Raw genomic sequence first — 15,961 nt, forward strand, 5'->3', positions numbered from 1 at the left:
AATGGCTGCCGAAGCTTTTAATAGAGGAGGTATTGATGACAATAAAGCACAGCAATTTTTAAATAGGGTAAGAAACAGAGCCGGTTTAGGAAATGTAACAGCAACAGGCAATTCATTGACTACGGCGATATTTAAAGAACGAAGGGTTGAACTGGTAGGGGAAGGCCATCATTTTTTTGATTTGGTAAGAACCGGCCGAGCGGCTCAGGAAATTGAAGGATTTACTTCAGGTAAGAATGAATTATTCCCAATACCCGATATCGAAATTGAATTGGCGGGAAGCCGATGGGCACAAAACCCTGGTTATTAATAAAAATAAACTTTGAAAAAATGAAAATTATAAAGCAATTAACAGTACTATTTTTAGTAATAAATTTAATTAATTCCTGTACAAAAAGGGAAACATCTTATGCGTTGGAAAATGTATCAGCACCGACAGATGTTAAGGCAGTCTTTGATATTTCACAAGATGATTCTGGTGATGTAGTGGTTACTCCTACCGCTGTAGGGGCAACTTTATTCAAAGTCTATTTCGGTGAAGTAGAAGACGAAACACCGGTAGAGGTTAGCCCTGGAGATAGTGCAGAATACACCTACGGGGAAGGGGAATTTACGTTGAGAATTGTCGCAGTTGGTCTCACGGGGTTAACAAGTGAATTAAGCAAAATTGTAAATATATCTTTCGCTGCTCCAACAGATTTGCAATTGGGAATTGCGATATCAACAACTAATCCATTGGAAATTTCAGTTACTCCAACTGCAACCAACGCTACAGTTTTTGATATTTATTATGGGGATGTAGAAGATGAAGAACCTACGACAATAATGGCCGGTGAAACTGCAATACATGTCTATGCCGAGACTGGTGATTACACGGTAAGGGTTGTCGCCAGAGGTGCGGGGGCTGCAACTGTCGAATCCTCGGAAGTTATAACTATATCTGGAGGTACAAATCCTATGGCTTTGCCAATAACGTTTGATGATCCGGCTGTAAACTATGCCTTTGAAACCTTTAATGGGGCCTCTTATGGAGTTGTAGATAACCCTGATCTTTCGGGAGCCAATACGGAGGCTACCAAAGTGGGAGCAATTACCAATTCCGGGAATAATTTTGAAGGAGGAGCTTTTAATCTTGGGACTCCAGTAGATTTTAGCGGTGATAACAAGACCATTACAATGAAATTCTGGTCCAATATAGCGGTACCGGTTTTAATGAAGTTTGAAGGAGGGGTAAACGGAGAACGTGAAAATGAGGTAGTAGTAAACCACGGAGGTACAGGCTGGGAAGATTTGAGTTTTGATTTCGCAGTTGATGCCGTCAAAAGTTTTATTGATGGTAGCCAGGGAGTAGGAGAACCATTCGTCCCTACAGGACAATATGCTACAATAGTAATTTTTGTCGATGGTCCGGGGACCACCGCAGGAACATTTTATATTGATAATATTGAGCAGCCTGGCGGTGGTGCCGTGGCATTGTTAGAACTTCCAATAACATTTGATGATAGCACTGTAGATTATGCTTTCGGAACGTTTAATGGGGCATCCTATGAAGTAGTTGATAATCCGGATCTTTCCGGAGCTAATACCACGGCTTCAAAAGTAGGAGCAATAACCAATTCTGGAAATAATTTTGAAGGTGGCGCCTTTAACTTGGATACGCCGGTAGACTTTAGCGGAGATGACAAGACGATAACGATGAAGTTCTGGTCCAATACGGCCGTTCCTATTTTGTTGAAATTTGAGGGTGGTGTGAATGGTGAACGACAGAACGAAGTGGTAGCCAATCATGGCGGTACCGGCTGGGAAATTTTGAGTTTTAATTTTGCAGTAGACGCCATTAAAAGTTTCATTGATGGCAGTCAGGGAGTAGGTGAACCTTTTGTACCCACCGGTCAATATGCCACTATGGTTATTTTTGTGGACGGACCTGGCACAACGGCAGGGACATTCTACATGGATGACATAGAACAGATTACACCAATGAATCCATTGGCCTTACCTATAACCTTTGACGATCCATTGGTTACATATGACTTTGGCACATTTAACGGAGCATCCTATGAAGTAGTGGATAACCCGGATCTTTCAGGAGCAAATAGCGTTGCTTCAAAAGTTGGTGCAATCACCAATTCAGGGAATAATTTTGAAGGTGGTGCCTTTACTTTAGACACCGCGGTAGATTTTAGTGGATCCAACAAAACCATAACTATGAAGTTCTGGTCCAATGTCCCAACACCTGTATTACTCAAATTTGAAGGAGGGGTAAATGGAGAGCGGCAAAATGAAGTGGTTGCCAATCATGGAGGAACAGGATGGGAAAATATTAGTTTCGACTTTGCGGTAGACGCCACTAAAAGCTTTATAGATGGTAGCCAGGGTGTTGGGGAACCATTTGTTCCAACGGGCCAGTATGCTGTAATGGTAATATTCGTAGACGGACCAGGGACTACTGCCGGTACGTTCTATATGGATGATATAACGCAACAATAAAAATTGTAAATATGAAGGTGCTTTTAAAAAGATATAGTCCGTTTGTTTTATTGTTATTTGTATTTATTTCCTGTCAGGAAAGTGAGCCTAAACTGGAGGCGATTATTGCTCCATCCGGCTTGTCTGTGACCAGTGATATTAGTGTTGATGGTTCAGGAATTGTAGTGTTTAATGCTACAGCAGAAAATGCAATAAGCTATAAGTACACTTTTAGTGATGGTACTTCTGAAATTTCACCAAGTGGTATAGTTACAAAAAGGTTTACAAAAACAGGTCTTAATACATATGGTGTAGTTGTTATCGCTTATGGTACAGGAGGTAATAGTTCTTCAACATCTTTTGAAGTAGAAGTTCAAAGTGATTTTTCCGATCCTGAGGCAATAGAACTACTCACCGGGAACGGTTCCAAAACCTGGTATTGGGCCGCCTCGGAACCCGGCCATTTAGGAGTAGGGCAGAACGATGCCGACGCTGCAAATAATTTCTATCCCAATTTTTTCTCAGAGGTTCCCTTTGGTAAAGCTGGAAATCCAGATAGTGAATGTATCTATGAAGATCAATTAGTATTTACTTTAGACGGGGAAACCTTGAAATATGAATTAAATAATCTGGGTAAGACCTTTTTTAATGTTTCCTATCAGGATGTAGCTGGTGGTTCTGCGGGATTTGACTTTTGTTATGATTTTGATACTTCCGGAGAAAAAATAGTTACACTGGCACCTTCGGAGTCCTTTGTAGCCGGCAATGGGGTAGAAGGGCAAACCAGGGGTACGGTAATGAATTTTACAGATGGTGGATTTATGGGATATTATATCGGAGCAACTTCATATGAAATACTCTCTCTTACAGCAAACAGAATGATTGTGCGTGCTGTTCAGGGTAATGATGATTTCCTGGCCTGGTACCATACTTTCTCTACTACTGATCCACTTGTGGAAGAAGAGGAATCCTTAATTTGGTCTGATGAGTTTGATACTGATGGAGCGCCGGATTCTGCATCTTGGAATTATGATTTAGGAGATGGTTGCCCCGATCTTTGTCAGTGGGGCAATGATGAAGCCCAATCTTACACAAACGATCCAAGTAATATTGTTGTTGAAGACGGGCTCTTAAAGATTACAGCCATAGAAAATGCAGGTAATTATACCTCTGCGAGGATCAACTCCAAAGGTAAATTCGAATTTCAATATGGAAGGGTGGAGATCAGGGCAAAACTGCCTGCCGGGGGAGGAACCTGGCCTGCCTTATGGATGCTTGGTGGTGATATTGACACAAATCCATGGCCTGGCGCAGGTGAAATTGATATCATGGAACATGCGGGCAATAACCAGGATGTTATCCAGGGTGCCACTCACGACCCTATCAATTTTGGCGGCGATGCTCGAAAAATAAATACTACTATTAGTGGTGTTTCGGATGATTTTCATGTATATGGCATAGAGTGGACGGCTGCAGTAATAACATTTACCATTGATGGTGTGGAATATGGATCAATATTAAATGATGCTAATCGTCCGTTTGACAAAGATTTCTATTTTGTTTTAAATATTGCCATGGGTGGCACTTTTGGAGGGGCAATAGACCCTTCTTTTACACAGTCAACCATGGAAGTTGATTACATTAGAGTATATCAATAATTTTCTTTAGTTAATTTGTTTAGCAGAAAAAAGGTTAGATGGTTCCCCTAACCTTTTTTTGATTAAATTGTACTTGATAACGATGTAACTAACCAACGACAGATAACCAGACCTATAGAGGTACCTTAAAAATGCTCCTTAGATTTGTTTCAATACGGGAATTCATTGGCAGACAGACATCGGATGATCAAAGTAGTTTTCTATTAGAAATCTAAATGTCTCTTAAATGGTACAAGTAAAAAAAACAACAGATGGTTAGAAAAATTACTACTATCCTATCCTTAACACTGTTATTGGTTAACTGTGCGACCAAAGAAAAAGAATCGGCCGAAACCTTGGTTGCAGAACCCGAACCGAAAATTATGGCGACAACAAATATGAATGCTAGTGTTTATACTACTGCCCATAAAACTGATTTAAGACTTACCGAGACCGGAGCCTTGACATTCAATGATTTTAAACAGCCGTTAGAGACTGAAATTGATGTACTCGTTGATCCTGCTAAACAATTTCAGACGTTTATGGGGATCGGTGCAGCTCTGACAGACGCCGCGGCGGAAACTTTTTACAAACTAACCGAAGAAAATCAAGATAAATTTTTAGAAGCGTACTATAGTCAGGAAAAGGGCATCGGCTATTCTTTAGCCAGGACCATTATTCATAGTTGCGATTTTTCAAGTGGGAGTTATACCTATATTGAAGAAGGAGATGCTGAGTTAGAGACTTTCAATATTGAACATGATAGACAATACCGATTGCCTTTTACAAAAAAAGCGATTGAAGCAGCAGGCGGAGAGTTAACGATGTATGCCAGCCCCTGGAGTCCGCCGGCTTTTATGAAAACAAATAATAATATGTTACAGGGTGGAAAATTAAAACCCGAGTTTTATCAGCCGTGGGCCAATTATTATGTAAAATTTATTGAGGCCTATGAAGCAGAAGGCATTCCTATTTGGGGACTTACCATACAAAACGAACCCATGGCCGTTCAACGTTGGGAGTCCTGTATATATACCGCCGAGGAAGAACGCGATTTTCTGAAGAATTATCTTGGGCCTACCCTGGAAAAGGCTGGAATGGGTGATAAAAATATCATTGTTTGGGATCACAACCGCGATCTGTTGTTTCAAAGGGCAAGTGTTATTTTAAATGACCCGGAGGCTGCTAAATATGTCTGGGGAGCAGGTTTTCATTGGTATGAAGACTGGAAAGATGGCATTCCAATGTTCGATAATGTGCAAAATGTCAATGAAGTATTTCCGGATAAGAATTTAATTTTTACAGAAGGCTGTAATGAAGGTTATGATATTAACAAAATAGAAGAAGTAAGGCTTGCTGAGCGCTATGGAAGGTCTATGATAAACGACTTTAACAATGGTACGGTGGCATGGACAGACTGGAATATTCTATTGGATGAAACCGGGGGTCCTAACCATGTCGGAAATTTATGTTTTGCCACGGCACATGGTGACACCAAAACAGGTGAACTTACATTGACCTATTCGTATTATTATATCGGACATTTTTCAAAATTTATACGACCTGGCGCCAAAAGGATTAGCAGTGTTTCAAGTTCAAATTCCTTGCTGTCAACTGCATTTGTAAATGTGGATGGTAGTGTAGTGATCGTTGCTATGAATCAAAGTGATGCACCTTTGGAATACAGTGTAACGATGAATTCATTAACAGCTAAAGTTGATGTTCCCGGACACGGAATACAGACCATTGTGATGTCAGAATAGTAATTTATCATTTTGTAAATTAACCAAACTAAATAATCAACCAAATAAAACTGAAAAACATGGAAGAACCTGATTCAGTACTAAAAATGAATAAGTCTTATACGATACTCATAAGTCTTATAGTAGCTCTGGGAGGGTTTTTGCTGGGTTTTGACAGCGCTGTAATTTCAGGTGCGGTAAAAGGAATTACGATCTATTTTGAAATGACCGAATGGATGCTGGGATTCTCAGTGGGCTGTGTAGTTTTTGGTGCAATGGCCGGGAACTTGTTGGCAGGACCCATGAGCGATAAGTTCGGCCGAAAAAATATATTGATTATTGTAGCGGCATTATTCACCATTTCTGCTACCTGGTCTGCATTGGCCACGGGTTATATTGAATTTATCACGGCAAGGATAATTGGCGGAATCGGGATTGGCGGAGCCATATTAATTGCACCCATTTACATTGGAGAAATTGCGCCTCCTAAACTAAGAGGTAGCCTGGTATCTTTTAATCAACTAAATATCGTTATTGGTATTTCAGTCGCCTACTTTTCCAATTATTTTCTGGTAAACCTGGGTGAAGACAGTTGGCGTTGGATGCTTGGTGTTGAGGCTATACCTGCAGCCATTTATTTTTTAGCACTCTTTACGGTTCCTAAAAGTCCGAGGTGGCTGATAAGGAAATTAAATAATGTTAAACTGGCAAGAAAGATCCTGGTAAAGATAGGGGGCGAGGAGTATGCCGAGCTTACAATCGCTGAAATTCAGCGCGGAATGTCTGCTGAGGAAGAAACAGGCAAACTATCCGATCTGTTTAAATACAGAAATCGCACTATCATGATAATTGCCATAGGTATTGCATTTTTTCAACAAATTACAGGGATAAATGCAGTGTTCTATTATGCCCCAACAATATTTGAACAGGCCGGAGGCAGTACAGATTCTTCGTTTTTACAGGCAATAGTCGTAGGACTGACCAACCTTGTATTTACATTGGTGGCTATTTGGTTAATTGACAGGCTGGGCAGGAAACCCCTTTTACTGATAGGAACTACTTTTATGACTATCGCTCTTATGATGGCCGCATACGCATTTAATAATGCGACCTATGATTTGAACGAGCAGACTTTGGCCAAAATAAGTAACAATGAAATTAGAACCGCTTTGTCAGACTTTGATGGAAAGTCTTATCAGAGTCAGGCAGATCTTTTTGAAGAGATAGAGCCTGTAATGGATCAGGCCCTATTCCTTAAATTCAAGCGAAACGAAATCACCAATTTTATACAAATCAACGCCACCTTGGTATTGATTGCTATCCTTTTGTATGTTGCCGCTTTTGCCATTTCATTGGGACCGGTGATGTGGACATTGATTTCAGAAATCTTCCCAAGCAGAATAAAAGGAATTGCCATCTCGGTGGTAGGTTTCTTTAACTCTTTGGTAAGTTTTTCGGTGACCCAGGTATTCCCCTGGGAATTATCCAATCTGGGGCCTACGGCTACTTTCGGCATTTATGCCTTGTTGTCGTTCTGCGCAATCTTCTTTGTATATAAATTCGTGATTGAAACAAAAGAAAAAACATTAGAAGAAGTTCAGGAAATATTGATTAGGAAATAGATTGATACATAAATATAGTTACTCATCAAGAGTAAATATTCCATTCATGCCAATCTAAACAATACTAAAAGTATATTAGAAAAAATCAATGGGGAATTAAAATTATAATGAAATAGTTTCTGGAATAAAGAACAATCAAATTAATAATAAATGAATCAAGACACTATATACATCGGTGATATAAAAACTAATTTTGAGAAGTCTGAGATAAAGGGAGAAGTGGTACAGCTACAAAATGAAAATTTTTATAAAATTTCAAACAGCGATGCCATGAGACCATTTTTCATGAGTATTGTAAGCGATTCTGATCATTGGATGTTTATTTCCAGCAATGGGGCACTAACTGCCGGACGAAAAAATAGTGATAGCGCTATTTTTCCTTATTATACAGATGATAAAATCACCGAATCTGTTGAAATTACAGGTAGTAAGACCATACTGCAAGTGCATAAAGATGATCGGTCTGTTCTTTGGGAACCTTTTTCTGATCGTTACCAAGGGGTTTATCAAATCATCAGAAATTTATATAAAAACAGCTTTGGTAATAAAATAATATTTGAAGAAATAAATGAGGACCTGGACCTTGTGTTCCGGTATCAGTGGAGTTCATCTGACCAATACGGGTTTGTAAAAAAGGCCACATTGATAAATCAATCTAAAAGTGCAGCTCAGGTAACTGTTTTGGATGGGATTCAAAATATTTTGCCCTATGGAATAAATGAAGGTTTGCAAAATAGCAGAAGCAACCTTGCCGATGCGTATAAGAAAAGTGAGCTGGAAGCTGAAGTGGGATTAGGCATTTATGCACTTAGCGCAGTAATTGTAGATAAGGCAGAACCAAGCGAGGCACTAAAATCAACACTTGCATATTCACTGGGGATGGAAAACCCCACCCGTTTGATTTCTTCATTACAGCTAAATACTTTTAGAAAAGGCTTGCCATTAGAGGAAGAAATTAATATCAAAGCCGAAAAGAGCGCTTATTTTATTAGCTCCAAAGTGGAACTCAGTCCGAATACTGAAAAAAACTGGATAATCGTGACTGATGTGAATCAGGGGCCTTCGGATGTAGAGGCCATCATTTGGTTGTTGAAATCAGAAAAGGGCTTATATGAGAAGATTTTAGAAGATGTAGAAGCAGGAACGCAAAACCTTAAGGAATTAACCTATTCAGCAGACGGTTTACAACTTACTGCAGATAAACTCCAGAATACAAGACACTTTTCAAATGTACTTTTTAACATCATGCGGGGGGGTATTTTTGATGACGGTTACCATATAGATAAAGGTGATTTTATAGGGTATATTAAAAAAGCAAATAATAAAGTCTATAAGGAAAACAAAAATGTATTAAATCAAATTCCAACTAGTTTTTCACTAAAGGATTTAAAGGAAATCACCAATCAAAGTTCAGACAAGAACTTCAAACGGCTTTGTTTTGAATACATGCCTTTAAAATTTAGTCGCAGACATGGAGACCCCAGCAGACCATGGAATAGATTTACCATAAATACCCGTAGTGAGATTGATGGGTCAAAAGTTTTGGATTATGAAGGTAACTGGAGGGATATTTTCCAAAACTGGGAGGCCCTGGCACACTCATATCCCGAATTTATTGAGAGCATGATCCATAAGTTTTTGAATGCTACTACTTTTGAAGGCTACAACCCTTATCGTGTGACCAAAGATGGCTTTGACTGGGAAGTAATAGAACCAGACGATCCCTGGTCCTATATCGGCTATTGGGGTGATCACCAAATAATATATCTTCTTAAATTTTTGGAGATTATTAGGAATTATTACCCTTCTAAACTCGAAGCGTATTTTAATGAAGAATTATTTGTGTATGCGAATGTTCCATATAAAATTAAAAGTTATAAGGAGACGCTGAAAAACCCAAAGGATACTATTGATTACGACCATGATCTGAATGAGGAAATAATCCGAAGGAAAAACGAACTGGGCGCAGATGGAGCTTTATTAAGGAGCGGGAATTCTGATATTTACAGCGTTAATCTTCTTGAAAAATTACTGGCCACCGCTATGTCGAAGTGTTCTAACTTTATTCCTGAAGCAGGAATATGGCTAAATACCCAGAGACCGGAATGGAATGATGCCAACAATGCTTTGGTTGGTAATGGCGTATCTATGGTTACGCTTTATTACCTCAGAAGATTTTTAAATTTCTTAAGGGACATACTTTCGAGTTCAAAATTCACCAATGCCGCTATCTCAGAAGAATTAGTTGCTTTTTTTATAGGTCTTTCTACTACTTTAGAGAAGTATGAATATACCCTGAAAGGCAAAATTTCGGATGCTGAAAGAAAACGTATTTTAGACGGCCTGGGGGAAGCGGGTAGCACTTACAGAACCAAGATTTATATTCACGGATTTAGCGGCACCAAAAAGGATATTTCCAAAACAGCCTTACTCAGTTTTATAGAGATGGCTTTAAAGTATCTAGATCATTCGATAGACGCGAACAGAAGGACGGATAATATGTATCACGCTTATAATTTAATGTCCGTAGCGAATGAAAATGAGATTTCCATTTCTAATTTAAGTGAAATGCTCGAAGGACAAGTTGCAGTGCTTAGCGCAGGCTACCTTTCATCAGAATCATGCCTTGAAATTCTCGATGCTTTAAAAGCAAGTAGCCTATTCAGGGATGATCAGTATAGTTATATCTTATATCCGGACAAGGAATTGCCGAGATTCGTAGATAAGAACAATATACCTTCAGATAAAGTAGAACAGTCCGGTTTATTAAAACAATTGGTCAAAGATGGAAACAAACAGATTATAGAAAAGGACGTAGTTGGCAACTACCATTTTAACGGGTCATTTAACAATGCCAATAGCCTTAGCAAAGCCTTATCTGAACTCCCAAAGGAGGAATACCATACACTAGTCGATCAGGATCAGGAATTTGTATTAACTATTTTTGAAGAAGTATTTGACCATAAATCATTTACCGGAAGATCTGGTACTTTCTTTGGATATGAAGGCCTTGGCTCCATTTATTGGCATATGGTGTCCAAACTGTTGTTGGCCGTGCAGGAATGTTGTTTAAAAGCAATTGAAGACAATGAAAGTGATGAAATTGTAGGCAGATTGTTGGAACATTACTATGAAATAAATGAAGGTATAGGTGTGCATAAATCTCCTGAACTTTATGGAGCATTCCCAACCGACCCCTATTCACATACCCCTTCTGGGAAAGGGGCACAGCAGCCTGGCATGACAGGACAGGTTAAGGAAGATATTTTGAGCAGGATTGGCGAATTGGGCGTGTTCGTGAAAAATGGTAAACTTCAATTCAAACCAGATCTTTTAAGGAGGAAAGAATTTATGCAAAAAGGGGATACTTTCCCATATATTGATCTTAATAAGCAACAAAAAGAATTAAAGCTGGAGGACAATTCACTTTGTTTCACTTATTGTCAGATACCAATTATTTACAAATTGTCAGAAAATGAAAGTTTGAAAGTTGTCCTCAGTGATGATTCCATTATGGAAAATGATGAATTACAACTGGATTTGGCAACAAGTAAAAAGATTTTTGAACGCACCGGAGAAATCAGCCACATAATTGTATCTATTAAAAAATAACATTGGGAATATGGAAAAACATCTTAAAATAACCATTTTCTTACTTTTTGCGATAATAGTTTTTTCTTGCAAAAACAATACAAATAAAGAGATTAATACGAATTCTGTGGAAACAACAACAAGCTTAAGCGCAAAGGACATCCTGGGGAACCCGGAGTATTTGGCAATATCCTACGGAGGATACAGACAGGTTGATCATAGTATTGAACCGGCAATTGATGAACTCAAGGAAGATATGAAACTATTGGCAGCAATGGGTGTCAAAATTGTGCGTACCTATAAAGTTCACCTGCCCCAAGCCACTAATTTATTAAAGGCTATTAGTGAATTAAAAGAAGAGGATCCCGATTTTGAAATGTATGTAATGCTGGGTGCATGGATAGATTGTAAAAATGCATGGACAGCTATGCCGCCGGATCACGAACAAGAAAGTGAAACCAATGCAAATCAAATTTTGGTAGCTTCCTATTTGGCAAATCAATATCCGGATATTGTTAAAATAATTGCCGTCGGTAACGAGGCTATGGTGAAATGGGCTGAAACCTATTATGTGCAACCCAAAGTGATATTAAAATGGGTTACCCACCTCCAGGATTTAAAAAAAGAAGGTAAACTACCTGAGGATTTATGGATAACGAGTTCTGACGATTTTTCATCATGGGGCGGAGGTGGTGCTGAATATCATACCGAGGATCTTGAAAAATTGTATAATGCCGTAGATTATATCTCTATGCACACATATCCCTATCACAACACGCATTATAATCCTAAATTTTGGGGAGTGCCCGAAGAAGAAGAGGATTTAAGCGACATTGAAAAAATAGATGCTGCCATGCTTCGTGCAAAAGAGTTTGCAATGTCTCAATACGATAGTGTTTCAGGTTATATGAAAAGTATAGGCGTAGATAAGCCAATTCATATCGGCGAAACCGGATGGGCAACAACCTCTGATGGATTCTATGGGTCCTCAGGTTCGGGAGCCACTGATGAATATAAGCAAGGATTGTATTACAAACACATGCGCGACTGGACAAATGCAGAGGGTATTTCATGTTTTTATTTTGAAGGTTTTGATGAACCGTGGAAGGATGCTAAAAATCCAAATGGTTCAGAGAATCATTTCGGCCTTATAAATCTTAAAAGCCAGGCCAAATTTCCAATTTGGAATTTAGTTGATGATGGTGCTTTTGACGGGTTAACAAGGGACGGAACATCCATCACGAAAACATACAATGGTGATAAAGAGGCACTTTTGAAAGATGTGTTGGTACCCCCATTGGCAAGCGAAACAAAAGCTCCGGAATAGAAAAAGCCCATATGGTTCAATACTTCCTGTAATAACATTCTATAAAAAAGTCAGAAATGAGCGAAAGATTCGGATTAAAAATTTTTAATGGCATACTATTGCTTGTAGTTGGCGTTCTTTTTTCATGTACAGAAAATTCTAATACGGATATCGTTACTATCTCAGGACGTCAAATATTGGTAAATGATGCTCCTTACATAATTAAAGGGATTTGTTATCACCCCGTGCCCAAGGGCAGTGAGAAAAGAAGCTTTGATAATTTAAATCAGGATTTGGACTTGATGGTAGAAGCCGGAATAAATACAGTCAGGGTTTATGAACCTATTACAGACAAGAAGGTGCTTGACCAAATTCATGCGGCGGGTATAAAGATAATTGTGGGATTTGGATATAATCAGGGTGGGAAAAACGATATACGCTCAGGAACATTTATTGATTATGTCAACACTTATAAAGATCACGATGCGATATTGCTTTGGGAACTTGGCAACGAATATAATTACCATCCGGAATGGTTTGATGGGGATATCAAGAACTGGTATAAGGCAATGAATAATGCTGCACAACTAATACACGAAAAAGACCCTTCACATCCCGTTACCACTGCTCATGGGGAATTACCTGATTCATTGGCTATGTCATTATCTCCAAATATTGATGTTTGGGGAATGAATGTGTACCGGTACGATGATCCGACGCCAATATTTAAGGAATGGGGTGCAATTAGTTCTAAACCAATGTATTTATCCGAAGCCGGAGGAGACAGTTATATGACTATATCCAAGGATGGTTACGAGCAAGGCACTAATGAGGATGCACAGGCCGATGCCAATAAGAATATTTTAGATGCTGTCTTTAATGCGTCCGACATTTGTTCCGGTGTAACCATATTTTCATTTACCGATGGGTGGTGGAAAGCCGGAAATGCTGAAACGCAGGATCCGGGAGGATGGGCTCCAAATAGCACCGGTGTACCTTATGACGGCACTCCTAATGAGGAGTATTGGGGGATAGTAGATATTGATAGAAATAAGAAAGAAGCATTTCTTGTGGTCAAAGAAAAATACACGCATATATCCCGGAATAATTAGTATTTATGAATGAAACCTTCACCTCTTGAAAAACCATAATAGCCAATAAACTAAAATTTAAAAATATGTCAACTCATAGCACAGCAGTACAAAATAAAGTTCCATTCGGTCAAAAAGTTGCATTCGGGGTGGGTATGCTTGCCAATCAAATGTTTCCCGCAGTACTGGGCATTTTTATGGTAGTCCTGGTACAGGATTTAGGTTTTCCGGGATGGATGTGGGGTGTGATTTATTTTTTCCCCAGGGTGTTTGATTCAATCACCGACCCAATAATGGGTTTCATTTCAGATAATACTAAATCAAGGTGGGGTAGAAGAAGGCAGTATGTGCTTATCGGCGCCGTTATTATGGGTATTGCATTTATTACAATGTGGCAATTGTACAGAGAAAATGGTATAGACTATAATTTTACGTACTTCCTGCTTTGGTCTTTTGTATTCTATTTGGGGCTTACCATTTTCAGCGTACCCTATGTAGCCATGGGGTATGAGATGAGCAACGATTTTCACGAACGAACCAACATAATGGCCATTGCCCAATGGATTGGTCAATGGGCATGGGTTGTGGCACCCTGGTTTTGGGTAATTATGTATGATCAGGAATTGTTTGAATCTGCAGAAGTTGCTACCAGGTCACTGGCAGTTTGGGTAGGTCTTGCTTGCGCATTTTTTGCCATGGTACCTGCGATCTTTATTAAAAGTAAATCTACCCTGAATGAAGATTATTCCCCCCTTAGCTTTAAAACGATTGGCAGCAGTCTTAAAGAAATACTTGTAGGGTTTAAACAAGCTTTTAGGCTAAAGCCGTTTAGGCAACTCTGTATCGCTACGTTTTTGGTTTTCAATGCGTTTAATACCATTGCAGCATTCTCATTCTTTATTATCGTTTACCATCTTTTTGATGGCGATGCAGGGGCAGCCGGTTTTTGGCCAACACTTTTTGGATCTCTGGGTGCTTTGGGAACAACCTTTTTAGTCATTCCGATCGTGGCAAGAATATCAAAAAAAATAGGTAAAAAGAAGGCCTTTATTCTTTCTCAGGGAATATCGATTTTTGGTTACATTATGTTGTGGTTTCTTTTTATTCCGGGTAAACCGTATATGTTCATCTTTGCCTTGCCATTTTTCTCTTTCGGTATAGGAAGTCTATTTGTGTTGATGATGTCTATGACAGCGGACGTTATAGATCTGGATGAGCTTAATACCGGAAAACGAAGAGAAGGAACATTTGGTGCTATTTACTGGTGGATGGTTAAGTTTGGCTTTGCAATTGCAGGAGGTTTGAGTGGTGTAATAATGAGTTCTGTAGGTTTTGATTCAGGTTCTCAAATCCAACCAGACGGCGCTGTTGATGGCTTAAGAGCATTTTTCTCCGGACTACCTATTCTGGGCACACTTATCGCCATGTATGTTATGCGTGATTATGACGTCACCGAAGTTCGGGCTAATGAAATTCGTGCTGAACTGGATAAGCGCAAGGAAAAGTCATTAAATTCAAATGATTAAAAACAGCCTGAAGCATTCGTTAACCATTAAGGTGACCTTTAACAAATAAAAAATAAAATAGATCTTAAAAAGAAGATTATGTCGCGAAGAGAAGAAAAGATTTTGGCATTGACCACCTTTGATTATGCCAATAAAACAACAGAGGACCTGAAAAAGTTATGGAAACAGGTTTTAAAAAAAGGAATGCACGGACTTTGCTATAGTCCTTATGAGGAAGGTCAAAAGCCGGGGGATCATATGTCGGAAACACAAATTCGAAGGCGTTTGGAAATTATAAAACCATATACAAAATGGATACGTTCCTTTTCCTGTACTGACGGTAATGAAGCTATTCCCCGAATTGCTCATGAATTGGGTATAAAAACACTAGTAGGTGCTTGGTTAGGAGACGACCCAAAAATAAATGAACAAGAAATAGCCAATCTGATTAAATTGGCCAATGAAGGCTATGTTGATATTGCTGCTGTTGGAAATGAAGTCATGTATAGGGGGGATTTAACGGAGGATGAATTGTTGAAGTTTATATATCAGGTTAAAGATGCCATACCAAACGTTCCCGTTGGTTATGTTGATGCCTATTATGAGTTTGCTGATCGCCCCAGGATAACCGAAGCAAGTGATGTGATTTTGGCCAACTGCTACCCCTTTTGGGAAGGTTGTAATCAGGATTATTCTTTATTATATATGAAGGATATGTATCAAAGGGCACTTAGGGCCGGTAATGGGAAAAGGGTCATTATTACAGAGACCGGATGGCCTAGTGAAGGCAGTAGCCTGGAAGGTGCAATCCCATCCTCTGAAAACGCTATAAAATATTTTATTAACTCACAGAAGTGGTCCGCGGAAGAAGATATCGAAATGTTCTACTTTTCATCCTTTGATGAGTCCTGGAAAGTTGGTTCTGAAGGAGACGTAGGTGCTTATTGGGGCCTTTGGGATAAAGATGAAAAGCTTAAATTTTAGAGCAATTCACTTAA

At 39.1% G+C, this 15,961-nt stretch carries 10 protein-coding genes; all 10 read left to right on the plus strand.

The genetic code is table 11. The features are described 5' to 3' along the window. Positions 1-310: RagB/SusD family nutrient uptake outer membrane protein (locus tag Q0X77_RS01630; protein WP_297792215.1), on the plus strand; the 310-nt coding region annotated here is incomplete at its 5' end. A gap of 20 nt (positions 311-330) precedes the next feature. After that, positions 331-2,490 carry a hypothetical protein gene (locus Q0X77_RS01635; RefSeq protein ID WP_297792217.1) on the plus strand — a complete coding sequence of 720 codons (2,160 nt, stop codon included), beginning with the start codon at positions 331-333 and terminating at the stop codon, positions 2,488-2,490. 11 nt (positions 2,491-2,501) lie between these two features. Continuing rightward, the gene (locus Q0X77_RS01640) at positions 2,502-4,127 is read left to right on the plus strand and encodes a family 16 glycosylhydrolase (protein ID WP_297792219.1); all 1,626 of its coding nucleotides are present in this window, start codon (positions 2,502-2,504) and stop codon (positions 4,125-4,127) included. A gap of 251 nt (positions 4,128-4,378) precedes the next feature. Continuing rightward, positions 4,379-5,869 (plus strand): glycoside hydrolase family 30 protein, encoded by a 1,491-nt coding sequence (locus Q0X77_RS01645; protein ID WP_297792221.1) that lies wholly within the window; start codon positions 4,379-4,381, stop codon positions 5,867-5,869. A gap of 59 nt (positions 5,870-5,928) precedes the next feature. Then, the gene (locus tag Q0X77_RS01650; RefSeq protein ID WP_297792223.1) at positions 5,929-7,470 is read left to right on the plus strand and encodes a sugar porter family MFS transporter; all 1,542 of its coding nucleotides are present in this window, start codon (positions 5,929-5,931) and stop codon (positions 7,468-7,470) included. Between the two features lie 150 nt (positions 7,471-7,620). After that, positions 7,621-11,082 (plus strand): hypothetical protein, encoded by a 3,462-nt coding sequence (locus tag Q0X77_RS01655; RefSeq protein WP_297792225.1) that lies wholly within the window; start codon positions 7,621-7,623, stop codon positions 11,080-11,082. A 10-nt stretch (positions 11,083-11,092) separates the two neighbouring features. Beyond that, entirely contained in the window at positions 11,093-12,388 is a 1,296-nt protein-coding gene (locus Q0X77_RS01660) for a glycosyl hydrolase family 17 (RefSeq protein ID WP_297792227.1), read from the plus strand. Positions 12,389-12,444: 56 nt separating this feature from the next. Then, a complete protein-coding gene (locus Q0X77_RS01665) occupies positions 12,445-13,479 on the plus strand; it encodes a glycoside hydrolase family 2 TIM barrel-domain containing protein (protein ID WP_297792229.1) in 1,035 nt (344 codons plus the stop codon). Between the two features lie 65 nt (positions 13,480-13,544). Then, on the plus strand, positions 13,545-14,984 hold the full coding sequence (locus Q0X77_RS01670) for an MFS transporter (RefSeq protein ID WP_297792231.1): 1,440 nt from the start codon (positions 13,545-13,547) through the stop codon (positions 14,982-14,984). 78 nt (positions 14,985-15,062) lie between these two features. After that, complete coding sequence (locus tag Q0X77_RS01675; protein ID WP_297792233.1) at positions 15,063-15,947, plus strand: glycosyl hydrolase family 17 protein; 885 nt, start codon at positions 15,063-15,065, stop codon at positions 15,945-15,947. Positions 15,948-15,961: the final 14 nt, after the last annotated feature.

Origin of the sequence: uncultured Eudoraea sp., assembly GCF_947258925.1 — a bacterium.
Lineage (GTDB): Bacteria > Bacteroidota > Bacteroidia > Flavobacteriales > Flavobacteriaceae > Eudoraea.

Bases quoted from the DNA above. Each gene is read 5' to 3' on its own strand.
- Q0X77_RS01635 (WP_297792217.1), top strand. From the start codon at position 331: ATGAAAATTATAAAGCAATTAACAGTACTATTTTTAGTAATAAATTTA.
- Q0X77_RS01640 (WP_297792219.1), top strand. From the start codon at position 2,502: ATGAAGGTGCTTTTAAAAAGATATAGTCCGTTTGTTTTATTGTTATTT.
- Q0X77_RS01645 (WP_297792221.1), top strand. From the start codon at position 4,379: ATGGTTAGAAAAATTACTACTATCCTATCCTTAACACTGTTATTGGTT.
- Q0X77_RS01650 (WP_297792223.1), top strand. From the start codon at position 5,929: ATGGAAGAACCTGATTCAGTACTAAAAATGAATAAGTCTTATACGATA.
- Q0X77_RS01655 (WP_297792225.1), top strand. From the start codon at position 7,621: ATGAATCAAGACACTATATACATCGGTGATATAAAAACTAATTTTGAG.
- Q0X77_RS01660 (WP_297792227.1), top strand. From the start codon at position 11,093: ATGGAAAAACATCTTAAAATAACCATTTTCTTACTTTTTGCGATAATA.
- Q0X77_RS01665 (WP_297792229.1), top strand. From the start codon at position 12,445: ATGAGCGAAAGATTCGGATTAAAAATTTTTAATGGCATACTATTGCTT.
- Q0X77_RS01670 (WP_297792231.1), top strand. From the start codon at position 13,545: ATGTCAACTCATAGCACAGCAGTACAAAATAAAGTTCCATTCGGTCAA.
- Q0X77_RS01675 (WP_297792233.1), top strand. From the start codon at position 15,063: ATGTCGCGAAGAGAAGAAAAGATTTTGGCATTGACCACCTTTGATTAT.